Source organism: Demequina aurantiaca (assembly GCF_050598105.1).
In the GTDB taxonomy this organism is placed as follows: domain Bacteria; phylum Actinomycetota; class Actinomycetes; order Actinomycetales; family Demequinaceae; genus Demequina; species Demequina aurantiaca_A.
This window is the reverse complement of sequence record NZ_CP192436.1, coordinates 2,681,887-2,704,856: the sequence shown is the minus strand read 5'-3', so window position 1 is coordinate 2,704,856 and position 22,970 is coordinate 2,681,887. Positions and strand designations below refer to the sequence as shown.

Here is a 22,970-nt window from a genome sequence, read left to right as displayed (position 1 = left end):
GGAGTACTCGGGCCGTTCCACGAGCTGCCGTGCAGCCCGTGAAGATGCTTCAACCGGCTGCTAGCGCAGCCACCACCATGCGGAGCGGTTGAAGTTCATGAAGTCGATGCTACTGCGCCCAGGGTGGACCTCGCATCGGCAGTGCTCGCTGGGCTGGCCCCACGCACAGCACCGGTAGACTCAAAGCCGAGACTCTGCCGCACTGCCGGCCATCTGTGAATGCCTCAAACGGGAGAAGAATTGACTGACGTACAGCCGCGACTAGACCTCGGCCACCCCACCGAGCCTCTCGCATCGGCCGCGGAGGGCTCGCGATGACGCCCCCGCCGCTCAGCAGCGCGACAGTCACCGCGGAGGCCTCGCGCAGGCGCAGCATCGCCGTCATCTCCCACCCCGACGCCGGTAAGTCGACGCTCACCGAGGCGCTCGCACTCCACGCCCGCGCCATCGACAGCGCCGGCGCGACGCACGGCAAGGCCGGACGCTCGGGCACTGTCTCGGACTGGTCCGAGATCGAACGCGCGCGCGGCATTTCGATTAGCTCCGCCGCCCTCCAGTTCGAGTACGACGGCCACATGATCAACCTGCTCGACACCCCCGGCCACGCGGACTTCTCCGAGGACACGTACCGCGTCCTCACGGCGGTGGACGCCGCCGTCATGCTGCTGGACGCATCCAAGGGCCTCGAGCCGCAGACCCTCAAGCTGTTCGACGTCTGCCGCAGGCGCGGGGTCCCGGTCATCACCTTTGTGAACAAGTGGGACCGTCCGGGCAAGGGCGTGCTGGAGTTGTGTGACGAACTCGAGCAGCGCATCGGGCTTCAGCCCACCCCCCTGAGCTGGCCCATCGGCGAGGCGGGACGATTCGTGGGGCTGCTGGACCGCGCCGACGGGAGCGCGCGCACCTATCGCAAGCTCCCCGGCGGTGCGAATCTTGCGGAAGAGACTCACTACGACGACGCCGCCGCCGCGAAGGAGTTTGGCGAGGACTACGAGGCAGCGTTCGACGAGGCCCACCTGCTCGAGCCGGTTGACCGCGAGTCGTTCCTGCAGGGCAAGACCACGCCGATGCTGTTCGGGGCCGCGCTCGCGAACATCGGCGTCCGTCAGCTCCTGGACACCGTGCTGGACCTGGCCCCCGCGCCGCACTCGCGCGAATCGGACGATGGCCCCGCGCGCGAGGTCGACGAGCCGTTCAGCGGCTTCGTCTTCAAGATCCAGGCGGGCATGGACAGGCAGCACCGCGACCACCTGGCCTACGTGCGGGTGTGCTCGGGACGGTTCGAGCGCGGCATGACGGTTACCCACGAGCGCAGCAACCGGCCCTTCGCCACCAAGTACGCCCTGTCGGTGTTCGGCCGCGAGCGGGACACCATCGAGGAGGCCTTCCCCGGCGACGTGGTGGGCCTGGTGAACGCCAGCAACCTGACGGTGGGCGACACGCTGTTCGATCCCGAGGGTTCACACGTGCGCTTTCCCCCGATGCCGGCGTTCGCGCCCGAGCACTTCGCGGTGGCGTCGGTGCGCGACCCCGGCCGCTCCAAGCAGTTCCGGAAGGCTATCGCTCAGCTCGAGCAGGAGGGCGTGATGCAGGTGCTCGTGTCCGAGGCGCGCGGTGACGCCAACCCGATCCTCGCCGCGGTTGGACCGCTGCAGTTTGAGGTTGCCCAGTTCCGTATGGAGCACGAGTTCTCCGCGGTCATGCGCCTCGACCACCTGAGCTTCTCGCTCGCGCGCATCGTGCAGCCGGAGGACCTTGCGGTAGTTGCCTCGTCCTCGGGCATCGAGATTGTGCGTCGCCGCGACGGCGTGTGGCTCGCGCTGGTGCGCGACATCTGGCGCGTGAAGTCCTTCGAGCGCGCTCACCCGGAAGTGACGCTGACCTCCCTGGACGCGAGCGAAGACTAACGCCGTAGCCGAGCAGGGCAGGGCGCGAGCTAGGCCCCGCCTGCCGGTTCGCTGCTGGGTGTGCGCCTCGAGTGGGCGTCGGCCGCGGGGTCTCCGCCGCCGCGGTGGGTTCTGCCCCGCAGGCGCTGCTCCCCTCTAGGGGGTGTCCGCGTCGATCGCCTGTTGTCCGGCGCTGTCCTTTGACCGTGCCCTCAGCTGAAGCGAGCCGAGTCCGCCGATAACCAGGAAGCCCGCCGCGGTCCACAGCGCCCAGCGGGAGGCGTCGGCCATTCCGGCGGAGAGCGCATCGGCTACCGCCGGACCCTCCGAGCCGAGCTGTCCGGTGGTGCCCGAGTCCCGAATCTGGGTGATGGAGCTACCAGCGGAGTCCTCCGTGGAGGCCTCGATCTGCGCGGCCGACGACGACGAGAGCCCGTCCACCGTGGCGAGCTGGGTGGGCAGGTAGTACGCGAGGCCGGCGGCCAGTGCGGCGCCGATGATCGCGGTGCCGAGCGCGGAGCCCACCTGGCGCGACGTGCTCTGGGTGGCGGAGCCCTGGCCGGATTCCTCCGGCGGGACGTCAACGAGTACGGTCCCGGCCAGTTGGGCCGAGGCGAGCCCCAACCCGAGGCCGTAGAAGGCGAGTACCCCGGCGAGCAGCCAGCCCGAGATGGTGGGGGCGAGGATGAAGGACACGAGTAGCGCCCCGACAATTTCCAGCGCGAGGCCGATGACCACAACGGTGGGCGCCCCGAAGCGCGCGGCCAGATGGCGCGCACTGGCGCCCGAGATGAACGCGCCGATTCCCATGGCGGCCAGGATCGAGCCGGCCAGGAGGGTAGACATGCCCATCGCGTTGACGATGAAGAGCGGCAGCACAAAGAGAATCCCGAACTCGCCGATCGCGACGCAGAACGCCACCAGGTTGCCCCAGCGGAACGTGGCGAACTGGAACAGCGTGAGGTCGAGGATGGCCGACTTGTTCGCGCGGGCGCGGTGACGCTCCCACGGGACGAACAGGGTCAGGCATAGCAGGCCGATCGCGATGCAGATGGGCGCGAGCGAAAGCGGCCAGCTGGTTGACCACGTGAAGCCCAGGATCTCGAAGCTGGTGATGGGAGCCCACCAGCCGAGCGAACCGCCCTCGATGAGTCCGAACACGAGCGCGCCGAAGCCGATGGTCGAGAGCAGCAGGCCGCCGATATCGAGGCCGGGCACGAGTATCTTGGCTCGGGTCTCTGGCACGTACAGGAAAGTCGCCACCAGGATCACTGCGCCGAACGGGATGTTGACCAGGAAGATCCAGGGCCAGCTGAAGGCCTCGGTCAGCCAGCCGCCGAGGAGCGGGCCGAGGGCAGCGACGCCGGAGATGATCGCGCCCCACACGCCGAAGGCGACGGCGCGGTCGCGCCCGTGGAAGGTCGCGTTGACGGTGGACAGCGTGGTGGGCAGGATGAACGCGCCACCGATGCCCTGGATGAAGCGGGCAAAGATCAGCTGGTCGCCATCGGCGGCCATGGAGGCGATGATGCTGCCCACCATGAACAGCACGACGCCGGCCACCATTAGGTTGCGTCGACCCACGCGGTCCCCGAGGCGGCCCGAGGTGAGCAGCAGCGCCGCGAAGATCACCGAGTAGATCCCGTTGACCCACTGGGCCTCGCTGAAGTCGAGGCTCAGGTCCGAGATCATGGTGGGAAGCGCCACGCTCACGATGGTGCCGTCGAGCACGATCATCGACAGCGCCCCGGCGAGCACCCAGAGCGAGAGCCATTTTTTGCGGCCCTCGGGACTCGCCTCTGCCGATACCTCGTTCATGTGTCTCCCAGGTTGATCGAGCGTCGGTGTCCCAACCTACCGGGGCTGACTTGGGAACACATCAATCAAACGATGGAGGTGCCTGCTGAGATACCCGTCGCGTTGCTGACAGGCGGACGCTGCAGGGCCACCCGTGACCGCTAGGCGAAATATTGAGTTTCTCCAAATTTTTAGTCCGCCAGCCATAAATCTGAGCGTGGTACAGGGCTATTGGTTGTAGAAGCCTCACAGACACCGATACGGTGATTGAATCCGCCCGGCAGCTTGTCGCGCGCGTCCCCGAAAGGCACCACATGAAGCTTGCTAAGCCCCTTGCCGCCCTCACTGCCACGATGCTCGTCGGAACCCTCGCGGCTTGCTCGTCGGACAGCACCGAAGCGGACGCGTCCCCTTCAGTTACCGCCGCGCCCGCATCCAGCGCCCCCGCATCGCCTAGCGCCTCGCCGAGCCCGACTGTCTCAGAGGAGGCCACAGCATCCTCCGCACCAGTAGCAATGGGCGAACTCACCCCGGCTGGTACCGAGCTATCCACCGACGAGCCGCTAAATGTCACTCTTCGCACGACCCTCTACAACGAGGACACCGAGGGCGTTGACTACGGCGACGTTGAGGCCACCTACACGTTCGACGCTATCCGCGAGGGAAGCGCAGACGACTTGTCGGGAGTGTTTGGTGACGAAGACATCGCCACGCTCTCTGGCTTCGACATCGCATTCGTCGACTACACGGTCTCCCTGCCCGCTGGCGCGTTGCCTGACGCTGCGATGGGCGTCTCCGAGGTGACCGAACTCGACGTCTACGACACGAGCGGAGCCCGCGTGTCTGGGGGCTTCGTGTTCTTCGATGGTGGACCGGAAATCTGCGCCTATGCAAGCCAGAACGACCTTGTGGATTCGGGATCGACCACGGCGTGCCAGATCGTTGCGATCACCAAGGGCGAATCGATCGCCAACTTTGAATTCGCTGGATCCGACTCCGGCGACGCGGACAACCCCTACGAGGAAGCGCCGATCGTCTGGGCAGTCAACTAGCGAACACGCTCAATCTCACGCAAGGAGCCCGGCACCCGCAGACGGGGGCCGGGCTCCTTGCGGTGCACCTGCGTTGTTTTACGAGCGCGCGTCACACCTTTTGCTGCGCCGCGCGATACTGCTCGCGGATCACGGGCTGAGGCGCGACATCGGCGACCTCGACTGCCTCGACGGTCCAGGATGGGCGCGTACCGGTGAGGGCCCACCCGGCCTGCACCGAGGCGCCCATGGCTACGTACTCGCCGGGGGTCGGTACGGACACGGGGATTCCCAGCACCTGTGCGGCGATGGTCGCCACGGCCTCGTTCTGCGCGGCTCCTCCGATCAGCAGTGCGCGGTCGGCCTTCACGCCCTGGCTACGGATGGCTTCGAGCCCGTCCGCGAGGCCACACAGCATCCCCTCGATGGCGGCGCGGGCGAGGTTGGGGCGGGTGGTCGAGGCCAGCGTCAGGCCGGTGAGTTGCGCGGTGGCGTCGGGAAGGTTGGGGGTGCGTTCGCCCTCAAAATACGGAACGAGCACGGCGCCGCCGGCGCCGGGGTTTGCCTCGAGCGCCAGCGCGCCCAGTTCGTCGTAGGAGACGTCGAGGACTCGGGTAAACGCATCGAGCACCCGCGCGGCGTTCATGGTCGCGATGAGCGGCAGGAACGCGCCCGATGCGTCGGCGAAGCCCGCGACCGTGCCCGAGGTGTCGCGCACCACGGAGTCGGTGACGGCAAAGACGGTTCCGGACGTGCCGATCGAGATGACCACGTCACCCTCGCGCGCGCCGAGGCCAAGCCCGGCAGCGGCGTTGTCGCCTGCGCCCACGCCCACGACGATGCTCGCGATGCCGATCCCGGCCGCCTGGGTGTCCACGGTGTCGCCGGGCCCAAGTACGCGGGGCAGGACGGCATCGTGCCCGAGGGCATGGATGAGAAGCTCGCGGTCGTAGTCGCCCGTTGCGGGGCTCCAGTAGCCGGTTCCCGAGGCGTCGGAGCGATCGGTGGTGAGCGCCGCCAGGTCGGGTCCCAGTTCGCTGTCGCCAGCGGGGCCGTAGCCGCGCAGGCGCCAGGTCAGCCAGTCGTGCGGCAGGGCGACGGCGGCGACGCGCTCGGCGTTCTCCGGCTCGGCATCGCGGAGCCAACGTAGCTTGGTTATGGTGAACGATGCTACGGGGACCAGGCCGGTGCGCTCAGCCAGCGCATCGGCGCCAAGTTCGGCGATCAGGTCACGCGCCGCATCGGCGGAACGGGTGTCGTTCCACAGCAGTGCGTCGCGGATGACGCGGCCGTCAGCATCCAGCGCGACCATGCCGTGCTGCTGGCCACCCACTGAGATAGCGGAGACGTCGTCGAGCCCACCAGCATCGGCGATTGCGGTGTCAAGCGCCTCCCACCAAGCGGCGGGGTCCACGGAGGTGCCGTCGGGGTGGGACGCGCGGCCGGACCGCACCACCTCGCCGGAATTGAGGTCGCGCACGACCACCTTGCAACTCTGGGTGGAGGAGTCCACCCCTGCTACTAGCGTCATCACACGTCCTTGTGGAGAGAAGTTATGGGTTCGCCCCGCCCCACCGGGTGGTGGGACGGGGCGATACCGGTGTGCTTGGAGGAGGTTAGTTGCGGAAGCCGAGCAGGTGCTCGGACGCGAGCTGCTGCAAACGGACGAAGCCGAAGCCCTTGCCACCGAAGTAGGCGTTGGGCTCGAAGTCCTCGTAGGAGGCGCGGTCAGCGATCAGGTCGTCGTAGTCTTCGCCGTCGCCCATGGTGGTCTGGCCGAGCTCGTAGACACGTGAGGCCTCGAGTGCTTCCTGGACCTCGGGGTCGGCGCGGAACGCCAGAGCGCGCTCCTTGAGCATCAGGTACATGCCCATGTTCGCCTTGACCGAGTCCCACACGCCGTTCTCGTCCTCGGTGCGCGAGGGCTTGTAGTCAAAGTGGCGCGGGCCGTCGTACGTCGGGCCGCCGTTGGGGCTGCCGTTCTCCAGCAGGTCAACCGTGGAGAACGCGTTGTGCAGGTCGCCGTGACCGAACACGAGGTCCTGGTCGTACTTGATGCCGCGCTGGCCGTTGAGGTCGATGTGGAAGAGCTTGCCGCAGTCGAGAGCCTGTGCGAGTCCCGCCGTGTAGTTCAGGCCGGCCATCTGCTCGTGACCCGTCTCGGGGTTCAGGCCCACGAGTTCGGGGCGATCAAGCGTGTTGATGAACGCGATGGCGTGGCCGATAGTCGGCAGCAGGATGTCGCCGCGGGGCTCGTTGGGCTTGGGCTCAATAGCGAACTTGATGTCGTAGCCCTTGTCGGTGACGTAGTCTCCGAGCACGTTGACGGCCTCGCGGTAGCGTGCGAGTGCGGCGCCGATGTCCTTGGCGCTGTCGTACTCAGCGCCCTCGCGGCCGCCCCACATCACGAACGTCTTGGCGCCGAGTTCGGCGGCCAGGTCGATGTTGCGGAGCACCTTGCGCATGGCGAAGCGACGCACGCCGCGGTCGTTGGAGGTGAAGCCGCCGTCCTTGAACACGGGGTGGCTGAACAGGTTGGTGGTCACCATCTCGACCACGATGCCGGTGTCGTCGCACGCGCCCTTGAGCTCGTCGATCGCCTTCTGGCGCTGGGCGTCGGTGCTGTCGAACGGGAAGACGTCGTCATCGTGGAACGTGATGCCCCACGCGCCGGCTTCCTTGAGGCCATGAATGGCCTTGACGGTGTCGAGGCGGGGACGAGTGGGACCGCCGAAGGGATCCTGAGCCTCCCAGCCGAGAGTCCAGAGGCCAAATGAGAAACGATCTTCGGGGGTGGGCGTGAGAGCCATGGTGTTTCCTGTTCCTGGTCGTCGTCGACCAAACGTTGTTGGAGCCAACATAATCCCGATAGGGGCCCACTGTCAACGCGAAACCCCGATTGCGGAGGAACAGCGAAGTGCGTTAAGTTCATGTCGACCACAAACGAAGGCGAGGCGGCTCACGGTGAATGTCCCCACCCAAAATTCGAGCCTCCTCGCGGGCCCCGGTTCTCGCAACGAACAGACCCGGCGCCACAACCTGTCGACGATCCTCACGACGGTCCACCACGGCGGTCCCCACTCCCGCGCGGAGCTCACTCGACTGACCGGCCTGAATCGCTCCACCATCGGTGCCCTGACCAGCGAACTCACCAACGCCGGACTCGTTTTTGAGTCCGCCGCGCTGGAGGCTGGCACCGTGGGCCGCCCCAGCCCGATGGTCAATCCTCGCAGCGATGTGGTCGCCCTCGCGATCAATCCTGATATCGATGCCATCGAGGTGGGCGCGGTCGGCCTCGGTGGCGAGGTGCTCGCGCGCGCTCGCCGAGCCACGGATCACATCCCGACCCCCGACGAGGCGCTCGAGATCGCGGTGGAACTCGTCGGCGAGATTCGCTCGCAGCTGGGCCGCACTACGCGCATCGTGGGTGCGGGAGCCGCGGTGCCTGGCCTGGTCCACGCACACACGGGAGTAATCGCCCGCGCCCCCCACCTGCACTGGGAGGACGTCTCCTGGGCCGAACAGCTGTCGTCCGCGCTGGGCCTGACCGTCTACGTGGGTAACGACGCGGCGGTGGCCGTTGTCGCAGTAGCAGTCTTCGGCGCCGGCCAGGGCGCCACGAACCTCATGTACCTGAACGGTTCCGCGTCGGGAATCGGTGGCGGAGTGATCGCGGGCGGCTCAAAGCTGGTCGGGGCCGAGGGCTTCGCCGGCGAACTGGGTCACACGCTCGTCACCAGCAACGGCGTCGCATGCCACTGCGGTCGCAGGGGCTGCCTCGAGACCGAGGTCAACATGGATCGCCTGCACGAGGCGGCCAGGGCTTCCGGGATCGCTACGGCCGATGCCGTGGAGAGCATGGCGACGGCCATCGGCCCCTTCGCCGCGGAGGTGGACCGCGAGGCGGACATGCTTGCCTTCGGCATTGCCAACCTCATCTCGGTCTTCAACCCCGACGCCGTGGTGCTCGGTGGATTCCTGGGCAACCTGTACTCGGCGCGGCAGGAGCGCATCCGCGCGGGGGTGCTCGCCGATGCGTTCTCCCCGTTGGGCGACAACCTGAAAATCGAGCCCGCGGTGCTGGGGGACGAGGTGGTGCTCGTCGGTGCGGCGGAACTGGTGTTCGCGCCGTTGCTGCACGACCCCATCGGATGGCTGAGCAAGTCCTAAAGGACTAGCTTCTGCCGCGCGTGCGGACCGTAGGGCCTCCTACCTGACCGCAAGCACGAACGGATGAACGACGCCCGCGCCGGCCTCTCGCAACAGGCGGGCCGCGACGGTGAGCGTCCAGCCGGAGTCCGTGTAGTCGTCGATCAGCAGCACGGAGCCACCCGCCAGAGCGGCGCGGTTGTCCTGGGAGACCTCGAGCACCAGTCGCCGCTCCACTCCCGCGAGGCGCATCGCGGAGTTCACGTCGTGGCGGTCGGTGCCCTCGCGTCCGGCTGCCGGGCCCACCGTGCCCAGCAGCGGCACGCCCAGGTACCCGGAAAGCCCGGCTGCGAGGTGATTCAGGAGCAGCGGGCGCGTCGACGACCGGAGCGCAACTACTCCCACGATTCCGCCGCCACCCGACTGTTGGATGTCCTCCCACTCGTCCAGGACCCTGACGGCGGCGGTGCGCAGGGGCACGGGAAGCTCGCCGTCGTTGGGGTCCACGCCGTCGTGACCGCCCTCCGCAGGGTCGCCTTCCGGCGTCCCTGCGTCCGATGCGCGGGTGGCGAAGAGGTCGCGCAGCGCGCCGGACCAGCCGAGCCCATCCAGGCGCGCGATGGCACGCCCGGGCGCGGCTTGGAACTTGGGGTCGATGCGGCCCCGCAGGTTGATCCCGAGGGTGTCCATGCCGCTCGGCCACTGACGCCGCGCCGTGACGTCGACCCCCACGCGGTCCATGTCAGCCCGCGCCTGGTCGACGGCCTCGGCCGCGGGCGCGTCCGGCAGGTCCACGCCGCCGCACCGGTCGCAGCGCCCGCACTTCCAGCCGGGCTCTAGGTCGGGGTCGTCGAGCGCGTCCCGAAGGTACGCCATGCGGCACCCCGCCCCCGCGATGTAGTCGAGCATCGATTGTTGTTCGTCGCGCCGGTTCTGCGCGACCCGCGCGTAGCGTTGCGCGTCGTACTGCCAGTCGGCTCCGGTGGAGAGCCAGCCGCCCTTGACGCGGCGCACAGCTCCGTCGACGTCCAGCACCTTGAGCATGGACTCGAGCCGGGATCGTTTCAGGTCCACTTGGGTCTCGAGCTTCGCGACAGACTTGACCTCGGTCGTGCTCAGCGCCGCCAGCGCCGTGCGGACCTGGTCCTCGGCGGGGAACGCCTGGGCCCCGAACCACTCCCACACAGCCTGGTCCTCGTGACCGGGCAGCAGCACCACCAATGCCTGATCGACACCGCGGCCCGCGCGGCCCACCTGCTGGTAGTACGCGATGGGTGACGAGGGTGCGCCGAGGTGAACGACGAAGCCGAGGTCAGGCTTGTCGAAGCCCATTCCCAGTGCCGACGTCGCAACCAGCGCCTTGACGCGATTCTCCTTGAGGTCGGACTCGAGTTGCTCCCGCTCGGCGGGGTCGGTCTGTCCCGTGTAGGAGGCGACCGCGAGGCCGGCGGCGCGAAGCTGTGACGCCACCTGCTCGGCTGCCGACACGGTGAGGCAGTAGACGATGCCCGAGCCCTCGATGTCGCGCAGGGTGCCGGCCAGCCACGCCACCCGGGTCGCCTGATCGGGCAGCGGAAGCACCGCGAGGTGCAGCGAGGCGCGGTCGAGGCCGCCGCGCAGGACCAGGACGTCCTCGGAACTGCCGCCCAGGGACGAGGTGCGTGAGACCCCGAGCTGCTCCGCGACGTCGGCGGTGACCCGCTCGTTCGCGGTCGCGGTGGTCGCGAGCACCGGGATCCCCTCGGGAAGGTCGCTCAGCAGAGTGCGGATGCGCCGGTAGTCGGGCCGGAAGTCGTGGCCCCAGTCGGAGATGCAGTGCGCCTCGTCGATCACCACGAGGCCAGCGTCCGCGGCGAGCTTGGGCAGGACCTCGTCCCGGAAGTCGGGGTTGTTCAGACGCTCCGGGGAGCACAGCAACACGTCGATGTTTCCCGCCGCGATGTCGGCGTGGATCGTGTCCCAGTCGGTCACGTTCGACGAGTTGATGGTGACCGCGCGGATCCCCGCACGCGCGGCGGCGGCGACCTGGTCCCGCATCAGCGCCAGAAGAGGGGAGACGATGACGGTGGGCCCGGCCCCGCGGGCGCGCAGCAGGGAGGTGGCGACAAAGTAGACGGCGGACTTTCCCCAGCCGGTGCGCTGCACCACCAGAGCGCGCGCGTGCCGCTCGACCAGGGCCTCGATGGCGGTCCACTGGTCGTCGCGCAGCGCCGCATCGTCACGACCCACAAGGGAGCGTAGAGCGGCCTCGGCTTGATCACGCAGGGAAACGGGCACGGTGTCTACAGTCGCGGTTGTCATCGTGTCGATAGTAGGCCCGGCGTCGGACATGACGGCCCGCCGCAGTGAAGCGGGGGCCTGAAGCGGGAAGCTAGCTGAGCTTTTCGGCGACCAGTTCCGCGACCTGGACGGCGTTGAGAGCGGCGCCCTTGCGCAGGTTGTCCCCCGCGACGAACATCACGAGGCCCTTGCCGTACAGCGCGGCCTGATCCTGGCGGATGCGGCCTACAAAGACGTCGTCCTGGCCCGCTGCCTTGAGCGGGGTGGGAACCTCATCGACGGTCACTCCAACGGCATCGGCGAGGAGCTCGTACGCGCGCTCGGGGCTGATGGCCTCGGAGAACTCGGCGTTGATGGACAGGGCGTGGCCGCTGAAGACGGGCACGCGCACGCAGGTGCCGCTCACGCGCAGGTCGGGCAGGCCAAGAATCTTGCGCGACTCGTTGCGGAGCTTCTGCTCCTCGTCGGTCTCGTTCGAGCCGTCGTCGACAACCGAGCCGGCCATCGGCAGCACGTTGAAAGCGATGGGTTCGGTGTACGCCTTGGGCAACGGGAACTCCACCGCGGAGCCGTCCAGCGCGAGCTTGGTCGCCTCTGCGGAGACGGCCTTGATCTGGGAGTCGAGCTCCTGCACGCCGGCGAGCCCGGAGCCGGAAACAGCCTGGTAGGTCGACACCACGAGGCGTTCGAGCCCGGCGGCGTCGCTCAGCACCTTGAGGATCGGCATGGCCGCCATGGTGGTGCAATTGGGGTTGGCGACGATCCCCTTGGGGATGTCGTTCAGCGCCTCGGGGTTGACCTCGGAGACCACGAGCGGCACGTCGGGGTCGGAGCGCCACGCGGAGGAGTTGTCGATGACAACCGCGCCCGCCTCGGCAAACTTGGGGGCGTAGATCTTGGAGGCCGCGCCGCCGGCTGAGAACAGCGCGATGTCGATTCCGGAGTAGTCGCCGGAGGCGGTGTCCTCGACGGTGATGTCGCGGCCCTGGAACTCCAGGGTGGTGCCCGCGGAGCGAGCGGAGGCGAAGAACCGCACATTCGCATCGGCGAAGCGGGCGGCGACGAGCTCGCGCATGACGGTCCCCACCTGCCCGGTGGCTCCCACGATCGCAATGGTGACGCTCATCGTCCGCTACCTCCGTATACGACGGCCTCGCCGTCCTCCGTGTCCAGTCCGAAAGCCGTGTGGACGGCGCGCACGGCGTCGTCCAGCTTCTCGGACCTGGTGACCACCGAGATGCGAATGTCGGAGGTCGAGATCATTTCAATGTTGACGCCCGCGTCGCGCAGCGCGGAGAAGAACTGCGCGCTGACTCCCGCGTTGGAACGCATGCCGGCGCCAATCAGGGAGATCTTGCCGATCGTGTCGTCCACGGTGAGTTCGGCGTAACCGATCGCCGCGGCATCGGCGGCGATGGCGGCCCTGGCCTCGGGAACCTGCGCCGTGGGAAGCGTGAACGAGATGTCGGTGACGCCCGTGACGGTTGCCGACACGTTCTGCACGATCATGTCGATGTTGACGTCCGCGAATGCGACGGCCTCGAACAGGCGCGCGGCGCTGCCGGGCACGTCGGGGACGCCGATGACCGTGATCTTGGCCTCGGAACGGTCGTGTGCCACTCCGGCAATGATGGGGTCTTCCACTTCATCTCCCTCTTTAGTCTCGTCCATGACCCAGGTCCCTTCAAGACCTGAGAAGGATGAGCGCACGTGGATGGGTACTTTGAACCGACGCGCATACTCGACGCAGCGCGGCATGAGAATCTTCGCGCCCGATGCCGCGAGGTCCAGCATCTCCTCGTAGGAGACGCGGTCGAGCTTGCGGGCGGAGGGGACGATGCGGGGGTCGGCGCTGAAGACGCCGTCCACGTCCGTGTAGATCTCGCAGGCATCCGCCTTGAGGGCCGCGGCGAGTGCGACCGCGGTGGTGTCCGAGCCGCCGCGACCGAGCGTGGTGACGTCCTGCGTCTCCGGGTGCAGCCCCTGGAAGCCGGCGACGATCGCGACCTTGCCCTCCTCGAGAGCGCGGGTGAGGCGCCCCGGGGTGACGTCGATGATGCGGGCGCGGCCGTGGTGTTCGGTGGTGATGACGCCGGCCTGGGGCCCGGTGAAGGCCTGCGCGGGGACACCCTCCGACAGGATCGCCATGGCCAGCAGCGCCATGGAGATGCGCTCGCCCGCGGTCAGCAGGATGTCCATCTCGCGCGGGTCGGGGGAGTCGGTGATCGCCTGAGCCAGGTCGATCAGGTCATCCGTGGTGTCGCCCATCGCGGAGACGGTCACGACCACTTGATTGCCAGCGCGCACAGTCTCGACGACGCGGCGTGCGACGCGCTTGAGCGCATCGGCGTCCGCGACGGAGCTGCCTCCGTACTTCTGCACCACAAGGGACATGCGAAATCTCCGGTTTGAAATGGGGGTGTGCGCCTGCCTCGGGCACGGTTCCCCATTCTAGACGGAAGCGCGTGGGGCCTCGAAACAGTTGCTACTGGGTCTTGGTGTTCTCGACCCAGCGGCGCAGGTGCGCTGCCTCGCGCTCGATGGGCACGGACGTTCCGAGCGTGTGAGACAGCGCCGCGCCGCCCTCAAACCCCGCGACCAGGTGCATCGCGCGCGCGGCGGCGGCCTCTGGGGCGAAGCCCAGCTGCTCGAATTGGTCCGCGGCCCAATCGATGAGTTCCTGCATGACGGCCGATGCGGCGAGGCCCAACTCGTCGCTGTGGCGGCGTAGGTCTGCGGTGATGACCGCCATCGCGCTGCCGTAGGCGACGAGAGACTCGGCGGCGTCGGCGGAGCTGTCGATGTAGGCGATGAGACGCTCGCGGGGGCCAGGCGCGGCCTCCCACCCGGCCACCAGGGCGCGCGTCTCGGCCAGGAGCGCGTCGACTATCGCTTGCCCCACGTCCTCTTTGGTCTTGAAGTAGTAGTACACGGACCCCGAGGCGACGTCGGCGGCGCGCGCGATCTCCGCGATCGTGGTGCGCTCGAAGCCCTGCGTGAGGGTCAACGTCGTGGCCGCGGAAGTGAGTCGCTGCTTCTTGTCGCTGGCGGGACGTGGCATGGGGTCTCCTTGGGTTGACGTGAACTCCTAATAGTAAGTTAGTCCACTAGTTTGTCGCGCGCAAGGGCCCGCGGAGAAAAGTCGGGGTTGTGATCAGGGGTTCACCCGATAGCGCCATCCTCCAGTAGCGGCAAGACTCGATACCGCAGCATCACGCGGATGGGGCGCACAAACAACTAAGGTCGGATTCATGGAGACACAACAACAGCCGGCGGGGTCGACGCTACTCGCGTCCGCCCCGGCCCTCAGCGCGTCGGGAGTCCGTCGCTCGTTCGGATCGGTTCACGCGGTGGTCGACGCCACCCTCGAGGTGGCGCCCGGCACGGTGACCGCGCTCATCGGCCCCAATGGGTGCGGCAAGACCACGCTCATGCTGATGCTCGCGGGGCTGCTGCTGCCGGACGCGGGCCAGATTTCGGTCGCGGGAGCCGACCCCCGCACTGACTCGGCCGCGGTGCGCGCGGCAATCGGCTGGATGCCCGACCAGCTTGGCTCGTGGGACAACCTCACGTGCCTCCAGACCCTGACCCTGGTGGGCCGCGCCTACCGGCTGCCCAAGGCCGCCGCCCGCGAGCGTGGCGCGCGCCTCCTCGAGACCGTCCACCTCAGCGAGTTCGCGGACCGCCCGGCCAGGGTCCTCTCGCGGGGTCAGAAGCAGCGACTCTCGCTAGCTAGGTCCCTGATGAACGACCCCAAGGTGCTGATGCTTGACGAGCCGGCCAACGGCCTGGACCCGCGCTCGCGAGTTGAGCTGCGCCAGCTGGTGCGCGGCTTCGCGGCGGAGGGTCGCGCGGTGCTGGTCTCTAGTCACGTGCTCAACGAGCTCGAGGACATGGTGGACGAGGCGGTCTTCATGTCTAAGGGCAAGACCCTGGGCGAGGAGACGCAGGCGATGGTCGCCGATGCCCGGACGCGCTACCGGATCGAGTCGCTCGACGACAGCATGCTGCGGGACGCCTTCACCCACTGGGGCATGGAGTTCGAGGAGGTCGACCACGGCATCGTGATCCGCGCGCAGGACACTGCGCACGCGGCCTCCATCCTGCAGGCGCTCGTCAAGGGCGGGGCGCAGATCCACCGCTTCGGCCCGTTCGGAAGCGCGCTCGAACAGACGTACATGGCTATGAACGAGGAGCGACGATGACCGCCACCACCGAGCGCCCGGCAGCCGCGGCGAAGGCCGCGCCCAAGGCGCCGCACGGGAACCCGTGGATGCCCACCTTCCGCGGCGTCGGCCTGGTCGCCCGCATTGAGCTGACGCGCCGGCGCCCCACCACCAAGGGCTACATCTTCTACGGCCTCCTGGTCCTCGCCATCCTCGGCCTGGGTATCCTCGTGGCCGCGGTGTCCGCGCCGGGCCTGACCTCGATGCCCATGGAGCTGGTGCTGATTCTGGTGCTGGGCGCGGGGCTGCTCATCGCGCCGTCGCTGTCCTCCACCTCGATCAACGGCGACTCCAGCGAGGGCGTACTCGCGCCCATGCAGATGACCCGGCTCACCGCCGGCGACCTCGCGCTGGGCAAGCTGCTCGCATCCTGGCTGTTCGCGGTCGCGGTGCTGATCACCACGACGCCGCTGCTCGTGTACGCGTTCTCGCGCTCCGGCTGGCACTGGTACGAGCTGGCGGCAGTACTCGGGGCGATCCTCTTCACGGTGCTCACGTTCACTGCCATCGGCCTGGCGTGGTCATCCTTGGCCGCCCGCGCGGTGGCGTCCGTCTCCCTCGCTCACCTCACCACCGGGTTCCTGGTGCTGGGCACCCTGGTGATCTTCGCATTCGCGATGCCGCTGGTGTCAGAGACCGTGACGGTGACGGATCGCTTTGTGGACTACGAGAACCTGAGTGCCGATCAGCAAGAGGCCTATCAAAACGGAACTGCCGACTTCTCCACTCTTCCTTGCATCGAACAGTCCTACGAGTCGTCCGTCGCGCACACTGAGAACATCGCCTGGCTGCTGCTCGCGAACCCCATGATCGTGATCGGCGAGGCGTCACCGGTGGTCAACCCGAACACCTACCAGGAGGACGGTCGCGCGGCGCCGGGCGTGTTCGCCTTCATGCACCAGCAGGTGGGTAACGCTCAACTTGGACCGCAGGACACTCCGCAGGGCTACGACGAATGCGCCCAGCAAGCCGACACGGGTCAGTCCGACCAGTGGGAGCAACAGCAGGAGGACCAGGCGCTGTTCCCGCGTAACCCGTGGGTGGGCCTCGCGCTCCAGGCGGCGCTGCTGATCGGTTCGGTCATGATCACGATCCGTAGGCTCCGGGTGCCCTACAAGAAGCTGCGCGCGGGAACCCGCGTGGCATAACCGTGAACCGCCCGCCCTCGCCCACCCGGCACGGTCCACGTCCGTGACCGGGCGCCTGCGGTGGACCCTGCGCCCCGCACGGCGCCCCTGGCCTCAGTAACCAGCGGCGTCACTGGCCAGTAAGTCAATGGCGCAGGCGGGCGGTTCGCACCATCGCGGCGACCGGCTCCCACACCAGGGAGTCGTCGTCGCGCCAGTGTTTTTGCAGGGCATTCGTCGAATAGGCGAAGCCGACTCCGGACTCGGGCAGCAACCCGAGCATCGTGAAGCTAAAGAGGTCCGAGCCGTTGTGCCAGAGCAGCCGCTCGCCGCCAAACTCCGGCGCGGCGTCCTCGACGTTCCATCCCATCGCGTACGAGCCACCGCGACGCGGATCCATCGGCCCGCCCACGGGCGTGTAAAGGCGTGCGGCCGATGCGTCGCTCAGCACTGCCTGCCCCGTCGTCTTGCCGTCGACGCCCGCGAGCTGGCGCAGATGGAAGCTGCCGTGCTGCGCGAGCGAGTCCAGGTTGAGGAAGACGTCGCCGGCGGGGCGCATCGCGTCCAGGTCGAGCCCGCGCTTGGTGATGCGGAACTCGGTGAACCCCTGGCCGTCGAGCCGCCGCCGGTGGCCCCACGGGGCCGGCGCGTGCCACTCGGGTCGCCCAAAGCCCAGCGGATCGAGGTGCTCGGTCTCGACCACGTGCTCGGCAATCAACTGTTCCCATGTGCGGCCCGTGCGATGTGAGGCGATCAGCCCGGCAATCCCGTAGCCCGAATTCGAGTACTCGTAGGCGCCGGCGGGACCGACTCCCTCCGTCAGGGCCTGGCGCACGGCCCGCGAGTTGGTGCGGTCGATGTCCTCGCCGAACAACACGTAGCGCGAGAACAGCGCGTAGGTGGGGTTGGCGCGCATGCCGGAGCGGTGCGACAACAGGTCCGCGATGCTGACGCGGTCAAACTGCGCGTCGATCAACAGTTCCCAACCGGTGCCCTCCAGCCCGCTGAGGACGGACTCGTCGAGGTCAAGCACGCCCTGGTCGTGCAGGCGCAGCAGGATCGTGGCGGTCATCGCCTTGGTAACCGAGCCGATGTGCCAGCCGTCGTCGATCTGCACCGGGTCGTTGCCTCCCGCGCGACGCACGCCGGCTACGGCGGAGGCGGTCGCACCGCCCAGGTCGAACGTCACGAAGCCCGCTCCGGGGAGCCGGCGTTCGCGGATGACGTGACGCAGGTGGATCGCGAGCAGCCGTGATGCCTCGGCGCTCGCGGGGGTGGCGGCCATGGTCAGGCGGCGCTCAGGAGACCGTGCGGCGGCCCTCGAAGGCGCGCCCCAGGGTGACCTCGTCGGCGTACTCGAGGTCGCCTCCAACGGGCAGGCCAGAGGCGAGGCGCGAGATGGTGATGCCCAGCGGCGACAGCATGCGCGCGAGGTAGGTTGCCGTGGCCTCGCCCTCGATGTTGGGGTCAGTCGCGATGATGACCTCCTCGATCTTGCCGTCGCCCAGGCGGGTGAGCAGCTGGCGGATGCGCAGGTCGTCGGGGCCAACGCCGTTCATGGGATCGATCGCACCGCCCAGCACGTGATAGCGGCCGCGGTACTCGCGGGTGCGCTCTACTGCCATGACGTCCTTGGGTTCCTCGACCACGCAGATCACGTCGTCCGAGCGACGCGGGTCCGCGCAGATGCGGCACTCGTCGGACTCGGCCACGTTGCCGCAGGTCGCGCAGAAGCGGACCTTCTCCTTGACCGTGCGGAGCGCGTCGGCGAGCCGGGTCACGTCCGCGGGATCCGCGGCGAGCACGTGAAACGCGATGCGCTGGGCGCTCTTGGGGCCGACCCCGGGCAGTCGCCCGAGTTCGTCGATGAGGTCCTGAATTGCGCCGTCGTACATGGGGTCAAGCGTAAGCGTGCGCGCCGACCACGGACGCCACCGCACCACGGGGGCGGTCGTCGTGTTGAGCGGCACCCGGTGGGCCGGCCTGCCGGATTTGCGCCCAGGCGGCATCAAGCGACAGGCCAAGCACCTCGGAGATCGCGGCGACGGTGGGGAACGAGGGCGTGGCCACGCGGCCCGACTCGATTTTGCGCAGAGTCTCCGGCGAAATGCCGGCCTCGAGCGCGACGCTGAGCATGGAGCGCTCGCCGCGCGCTTGGCGAAGCAGCGCGCCCAGGCGCTGACCGCGCGCGAGCTCGACTTCAGTGAGGGGCAGTCTGACCATGCAACCTATTGTAATACCGGGATACCATTACCGGGATAGTTATCGGTTTCCAGAGAGAGGCAACGCGTGATCGAGATATTGAATCCAGCGGAACTGGGCCGGGCGAAGATCTCCGGCACCTTGGTGGGGAACATCCTGCACACCATCAAGAGCCGCGCGGTGGTGGGCACGAACCTCCTGGAGATTGATCGATGGGCCAAGGAGATGATCATCGAGGCGGGCGCTGAGTCTTGCTACGTCGACTACGCGCCGTCCTTCGGCAGCGGCCCGTTCGGGCACTACATCTGCACTGCAGTCAACGACGCAGTTCTGCACGCCTTGCCGCGTGACTATGCGCTAGCGGACGGCGACCTGCTGACCCTGGATCTGGCGGTGTCCAAGCACGGGATCGCCGCCGACTCGGCCATCAGCTTCATCGTGGGTGCCGCACGACCGGCACAAAGCGTCGCGATGATCGAGGCGACCGAGAGGGCCCTGCGCGCGGGGATCGCCGCCGCGCGGCCCGGCGCCCGCATTGGCGACATCGCCCACGCGGTTGGCACCGTCCTCAGCGGCGCGGGGTACTCGATCAACACCGAGTTCGGGGGCCACGGGATTGGCTCCACGATGCATCAGGACCCGCATGTGCCCAACACGGGGCGCCCCGGCCGCGGCTACACACTGCGCCCCGGCCTGCTGTTGGCCATCGAGCCATGGGTGATGGCGGACACCGCCGTCCTCGTCACCGATGCAGACGGCTGGACGCTGAGGAGTGAGACGGGGTGCCGCACCGCGCACAGCGAGCACACTATCGCGATCACTGCCGACGGCGCCGAGATCCTCACCTTGCCGACGGAGTCCGCGAACTAAGTCGGCTCTACTCCTTGATGACCTTGCCGCCGAGCATCTTGGCGACCATGTCGGCACCGCTGAGTCCGGCATCGGGGGCCGCGGCGTCGTCGTCGCTGACCTCCTCGTCATCCCACGGTGACGATCCCGCGGACGGCGCGGAAGAGGTAGTCGCCGTCTTTGCAGGTGCGGTCGCTGGAGCGGCGGGAGTCACCGAAGCGGCCGACTTGGAGGCGTGGTTTACCGACGCGCGCACTGTGCTCGCACTGTGGGCGGGCCGGCCGTGCTCGGGCTCGTCGCGCTCCGGCTCGGAATCGATGGGGGGCACGTCATCCCACGGAGGGGTGTCCGATGCGGGCGGTTGCGGGATCGCGCTCGTCGCCGGTTGCGTGGGGATTGCCTCGGTGGGCGGCGCCTGTTCGACAGGCTGAGACGGAGCGGCCTGCACGGCGGCGGCCGGTCGCGGGGTCGCCGCGGGAGTCACCGAGCCGGCGGGGCCTGCGATGCCCTCGACGCGCACGTGCAGCCCGAGCGTCTCGCGCACGGCGATGGCGACGTTCTCCGCGTGGTTGCCGGTCGCGAAGCGCGAGGCCAGGGGCGCGCCGTCGAAGGCGAGCTTCAGCACGCCGTTGTCGATGCTGGCGACCTGTGCGCTCTGCTTCACCAGTACCCAGGTGACGCGGCGGCGCTCGAGCGAGCCGAGCACCTCGTCCCAACGGCGTCGCACGAGCTCGGTGTCCTCGGCTCCCCCAGCGACGTCGGCGGTGGTGGCGGACGTGGGGGCCGCTACGGGTGCGCTCGCCGCGGCCGGTGCCGATGCGGGTGCAGGCGCTGAGGCGCCGGCTGAAACGGCCGGCTGGCCGCTCTGAGAGGGCGTGGGAGCAGGGGGCGACGCGGGCTTCGCGACGGCCGCGCGTGCTGCGTCAGCGCCGCTGGCTGCAGACTGAGCAGGAGCAGACTGAGCAGGTGCCGACTGAGCAGGTGCCGACTGAGCGGGCGCGGACTGAGCAGGTGAGGGCTCGGTAGTCGATGGCTGGGCGCGGGCCGCCTCCCCGCGGGAATCTGCGTGAACAGGCGCCTGAGTCGGCTGGGGGGCCGGGGCGGGCGCTGCGGAGACCTGCGCCGAGGCAGTGCCTCCCGCAACCGCCGCGACGGGTGCGGGGACTCCGGGAGCACCGGCGCCGTCTGCCGCGATAAGCCGCGCGCACAGGAGTTCAAGGTGCAGGCGAGGCGACGTGGCGCCCACCATCTTGGTCAGCGCGTCGTTGACGAGGTCGCCCGCACGCGAGGCCCGGGCGAGTCCCAGCCTGCGCGCCTGGTCCTTCATACGCTCGAGCTGGTCCTCCGGCATCTCTCCGAGGGCCTTGGCCCCCGCCGCACCGGAAGCGGTAAGGACGAGGATGTCGCGCAGGCGTTCCAGCAGGTCCTCGACGAATCTGCGGGGCTCGTGGCCGATGCCGATGACTCGGCCCACGATCTCGAAGAGGGACGCTCCGTCCGCGGCAGCGATCGCGTCGATCGCGTCGTCCAGCAGCGTGGCATCGGTGAATCCCAGCAGGGAGATGGCGCGGTCGTACGTGACGCCCTCGATGCCGGATCCGGCCATGAGTTGGTCGAGCACGGACAGTGAGTCACGGACCGAGCCGCCTCCGGCGCGCACCACGAGGGGCAGGACCCCGGCGGCCACCGTGACGTCCTCCGCGACGCACAGCGTCTGTAGGTAGTCGTTCAGGACTCCGGGCGGCACCAGGCGGAAAGGGTAGTGGTGCGTGCGCGAGCGGATGGTGCCGATGACCTTCTCGGGCTCAGTGGTCGCGAAGATGAACCTGACGTGGGGCGGCGGCTCCTCGACCAGCTTGAGCAGGGCATTGAAGCCCTGCGGCGTCACCATGTGGGCCTCATCCAGGATGAAGATCTTGTACCGGTCCCGGGCGGGGGCGAAGGCGGCGCGTTCGCGCAGCTCGCGGGCGTCGTCCACGCCGTTGTGGGAGGCGGCGTCAATCTCGACCACGTCCACGGAGCCGGCCCCACCGCGCGCCAACTCGGTGCACGAGTCGCACACTCCGCAGGGGGTGTCGGTCGGGCCCTCAGCGCAGTTCAGGCAGCGAGCCAGGATCCGCGCGGAGGTGGTCTTACCGCAGCCGCGGGGGCCGGAGAACAGATACGCGTGGTTGACCTTGTCCGCGCGCAGCGCCTGCATTAGCGGCGTGGTGACGTGTTCCTGCCCCACGACGTCGGCGAAGGTGTCGGGGCGGTATCGGCGGTACAAGGCGGCAGTCACAGTGACGACTCTAGCGCCGGGGTGAGACGGGCGCATCGGCCGGGGGATAGACACCCGGACATAAGAAGACCCCTCACGCACCCGCTAGAGCCCACCTACCCTTGCTGCATTCCTGCCCTGGGGGAGTTAAGCGAGATGGCGCCACGTGAGGGGCCGGGCTCAAGTTTAACCAGAACCGGCGAATTACGTATAACGCGAGACCTCGGGTAGCATTCATGAGCCTGGAGGATTCGCCTAGTGGCCTATGGCGCACGCTTGGAAAGCGTGTTGGGTGCAAGCCCTCAGGGGTTCGAATCCCCTATCCTCCGCCATAGACGACGGCCCGTTACTCGCTTCGCAGCGAGTGACGGGCGTTGTTCGTTATAGGTGATGCGTGTGGCGCGCGCGAGCGCTGTGCCGCGAGAATCCGTCTCTCTACTAAAGTGGTGCCCGTGACTCAGCCCCCGATCGACCCGACTGCCAGCAAGCGTGCGCGCGTGCGCCGCCGCAGGCGTGAACGACAGATCCTTGTTTTCGGCGCGATCTTCGGGGGCCTCGCGCTCGCGGGCTTCTTCTTCGCATCGGTCTACCGGGGCGACATCGAGGGCCCGTTCGCTCAGCCCTTCGTCACTCCGGAGAGCGCGTTCGAGACTGAGGTCAATATCGCGTGCCCGCCCGCGGGCGTGATGCCGATGGCGCCGACCGACGTGTCGCTACGCGTGATCAATGCGACGAACACGGCGGGCCTCGCGAGCACCACCTCGAAGGACCTGAGCGGGCGCGGATTTGTAGTGACCGGCTCCAGTAACTGGACGCGCGACTTCCCCGGGACCGTTCGCATCTACTACGGCGAGGAAGGTCTCGCCCAGGCCTACACGTTGTCCACCTACTTCACCGATTTTGAGATGGTGATGGACACCCGCGACAGTGCACTCCTCGACCTCATTATTGGCGACGACTACTCTGCGGCGGATAGCCTGCGTTCGCAGGACGCCGCCGAGATCAGCACCGAGATCGCGTTTGTGCGGCCGCAGCAGTGCGTACCGATCGAGCTGGTGGCGCCCGAGCCCGCGCCGCGAAACCTCCCGGATGACCCGCTGGCTAGCCCCGAGCCCGAGGCATCACCTAGCGCGTCGGCCTCCGCCTCATAGCACCGGCCCGCG

General features: G+C 68.3%; 18 protein-coding genes, 1 tRNA gene and 1 other RNA gene. 8 read left to right on the top strand and 12 right to left on the bottom strand.

The window, feature by feature from the left end; all coding sequences use genetic code 11:
- Positions 1-314 precede the first annotated feature (314 nt).
- A complete protein-coding gene (locus ACQU6B_RS12425; protein WP_430867853.1) occupies positions 315-1,907 on the top strand; it encodes a peptide chain release factor 3 in 1,593 nt (530 codons plus the stop codon).
- 135 nt (positions 1,908-2,042) lie between these two features.
- Here ACQU6B_RS12425 and ACQU6B_RS12420 read toward each other — a convergent pair whose 3' ends face one another.
- Positions 2,043-3,704 (bottom strand): MFS transporter, encoded by a 1,662-nt coding sequence (locus ACQU6B_RS12420; protein ID WP_430867852.1) that lies wholly within the window; start codon positions 3,702-3,704, stop codon positions 2,043-2,045.
- 293 nt (positions 3,705-3,997) lie between these two features.
- On the opposite strand from ACQU6B_RS12420, the gene ACQU6B_RS12415 reads away from it, so the two are divergent.
- Positions 3,998-4,735, top strand: a complete 738-nt coding sequence (locus ACQU6B_RS12415) for a hypothetical protein (protein WP_430867851.1) — start codon at positions 3,998-4,000, stop codon at positions 4,733-4,735.
- 91 nt (positions 4,736-4,826) lie between these two features.
- Here ACQU6B_RS12415 and xylB read toward each other — a convergent pair whose 3' ends face one another.
- On the bottom strand, positions 4,827-6,245 hold the full coding sequence (gene xylB, locus ACQU6B_RS12410; protein WP_430867850.1) for a xylulokinase: 1,419 nt from the start codon (positions 6,243-6,245) through the stop codon (positions 4,827-4,829).
- Between the two features lie 85 nt (positions 6,246-6,330).
- Complete coding sequence (gene xylA / locus ACQU6B_RS12405) at positions 6,331-7,524, bottom strand: xylose isomerase (protein WP_430867849.1); 1,194 nt, start codon at positions 7,522-7,524, stop codon at positions 6,331-6,333.
- 154 nt (positions 7,525-7,678) lie between these two features.
- On the opposite strand from xylA, the gene ACQU6B_RS12400 reads away from it, so the two are divergent.
- Positions 7,679-8,884, top strand: a complete 1,206-nt coding sequence (locus ACQU6B_RS12400; protein WP_430867848.1) for an ROK family protein — start codon at positions 7,679-7,681, stop codon at positions 8,882-8,884.
- 39 nt (positions 8,885-8,923) lie between these two features.
- On the opposite strand, the gene ACQU6B_RS12395 is transcribed toward ACQU6B_RS12400, so the two are convergent.
- The 4 genes from ACQU6B_RS12395 to ACQU6B_RS12380 form a co-directional block, all read right to left on the bottom strand.
- Positions 8,924-11,164, bottom strand: coding sequence for a RecQ family ATP-dependent DNA helicase (locus tag ACQU6B_RS12395; RefSeq protein WP_430867847.1), 2,241 nt, complete (start codon positions 11,162-11,164; stop codon positions 8,924-8,926).
- Positions 11,165-11,234: 70 nt separating this feature from the next.
- Complete coding sequence (locus ACQU6B_RS12390; protein WP_430867846.1) at positions 11,235-12,269, bottom strand: aspartate-semialdehyde dehydrogenase; 1,035 nt, start codon at positions 12,267-12,269, stop codon at positions 11,235-11,237.
- Positions 12,266-13,537: an aspartate kinase gene (locus tag ACQU6B_RS12385; RefSeq protein WP_430867845.1), complete on the bottom strand. Its 1,272-nt coding sequence runs from the start codon at positions 13,535-13,537 to the stop codon at positions 12,266-12,268. The genes ACQU6B_RS12390 and ACQU6B_RS12385 overlap by 4 nt, the downstream gene beginning before the upstream one ends.
- Positions 13,538-13,628: 91 nt before the next feature.
- Positions 13,629-14,204 (bottom strand): TetR/AcrR family transcriptional regulator, encoded by a 576-nt coding sequence (locus tag ACQU6B_RS12380; RefSeq protein ID WP_430867844.1) that lies wholly within the window; start codon positions 14,202-14,204, stop codon positions 13,629-13,631.
- A gap of 190 nt (positions 14,205-14,394) precedes the next feature.
- On the opposite strand from ACQU6B_RS12380, the gene ACQU6B_RS12375 reads away from it, so the two are divergent.
- On the top strand, positions 14,395-15,348 hold the full coding sequence (locus ACQU6B_RS12375) for an ABC transporter ATP-binding protein (RefSeq protein WP_430867843.1): 954 nt from the start codon (positions 14,395-14,397) through the stop codon (positions 15,346-15,348).
- Entirely contained in the window at positions 15,345-16,517 is a 1,173-nt protein-coding gene (locus tag ACQU6B_RS12370) for an ABC transporter permease (RefSeq protein WP_430867842.1), read from the top strand. Before ACQU6B_RS12375 ends, ACQU6B_RS12370 begins: the two co-directional genes overlap by 4 nt.
- A 124-nt stretch (positions 16,518-16,641) precedes the next feature.
- On the opposite strand, the gene ACQU6B_RS12365 is transcribed toward ACQU6B_RS12370, so the two are convergent.
- From ACQU6B_RS12365 to ACQU6B_RS12355, 3 genes are read right to left on the bottom strand one after another with little or no spacing between them, the layout of a single operon-like run.
- Positions 16,642-17,781 (bottom strand): serine hydrolase domain-containing protein, encoded by a 1,140-nt coding sequence (locus ACQU6B_RS12365; protein WP_430867841.1) that lies wholly within the window; start codon positions 17,779-17,781, stop codon positions 16,642-16,644.
- Between the two features lie 13 nt (positions 17,782-17,794).
- Complete coding sequence (gene recR, locus ACQU6B_RS12360; protein ID WP_430867840.1) at positions 17,795-18,391, bottom strand: recombination mediator RecR; 597 nt, start codon at positions 18,389-18,391, stop codon at positions 17,795-17,797.
- A gap of 4 nt (positions 18,392-18,395) precedes the next feature.
- Entirely contained in the window at positions 18,396-18,719 is a 324-nt protein-coding gene (locus tag ACQU6B_RS12355) for a helix-turn-helix domain-containing protein (protein WP_430867839.1), read from the bottom strand.
- Positions 18,720-18,785: 66 nt separating this feature from the next.
- On the opposite strand from ACQU6B_RS12355, the gene map reads away from it, so the two are divergent.
- A complete protein-coding gene (gene map, locus ACQU6B_RS12350; protein WP_430867838.1) occupies positions 18,786-19,568 on the top strand; it encodes a type I methionyl aminopeptidase in 783 nt (260 codons plus the stop codon).
- 7 nt (positions 19,569-19,575) lie between these two features.
- On the opposite strand, the gene ACQU6B_RS12345 is transcribed toward map, so the two are convergent.
- Together ACQU6B_RS12345 and ffs are read right to left on the bottom strand one after the other, a co-directional pair.
- Positions 19,576-21,828, bottom strand: a complete 2,253-nt coding sequence (locus ACQU6B_RS12345; RefSeq protein ID WP_430867837.1) for a DNA polymerase III subunit gamma and tau — start codon at positions 21,826-21,828, stop codon at positions 19,576-19,578.
- A gap of 61 nt (positions 21,829-21,889) precedes the next feature.
- Positions 21,890-21,986: signal recognition particle sRNA small type (ffs, locus tag ACQU6B_RS12340), an RNA gene on the bottom strand.
- Between the two features lie 65 nt (positions 21,987-22,051).
- Here ffs and ACQU6B_RS12335 point away from each other — a divergent pair.
- Positions 22,052-22,139: transfer RNA gene (locus ACQU6B_RS12335), tRNA-Ser, on the top strand.
- A gap of 120 nt (positions 22,140-22,259) precedes the next feature.
- Positions 22,260-22,958, top strand: a complete 699-nt coding sequence (locus tag ACQU6B_RS12330) for a LytR C-terminal domain-containing protein (RefSeq protein ID WP_430867836.1) — start codon at positions 22,260-22,262, stop codon at positions 22,956-22,958.
- The last annotated feature ends 12 nt before the right edge of the window (positions 22,959-22,970 follow it).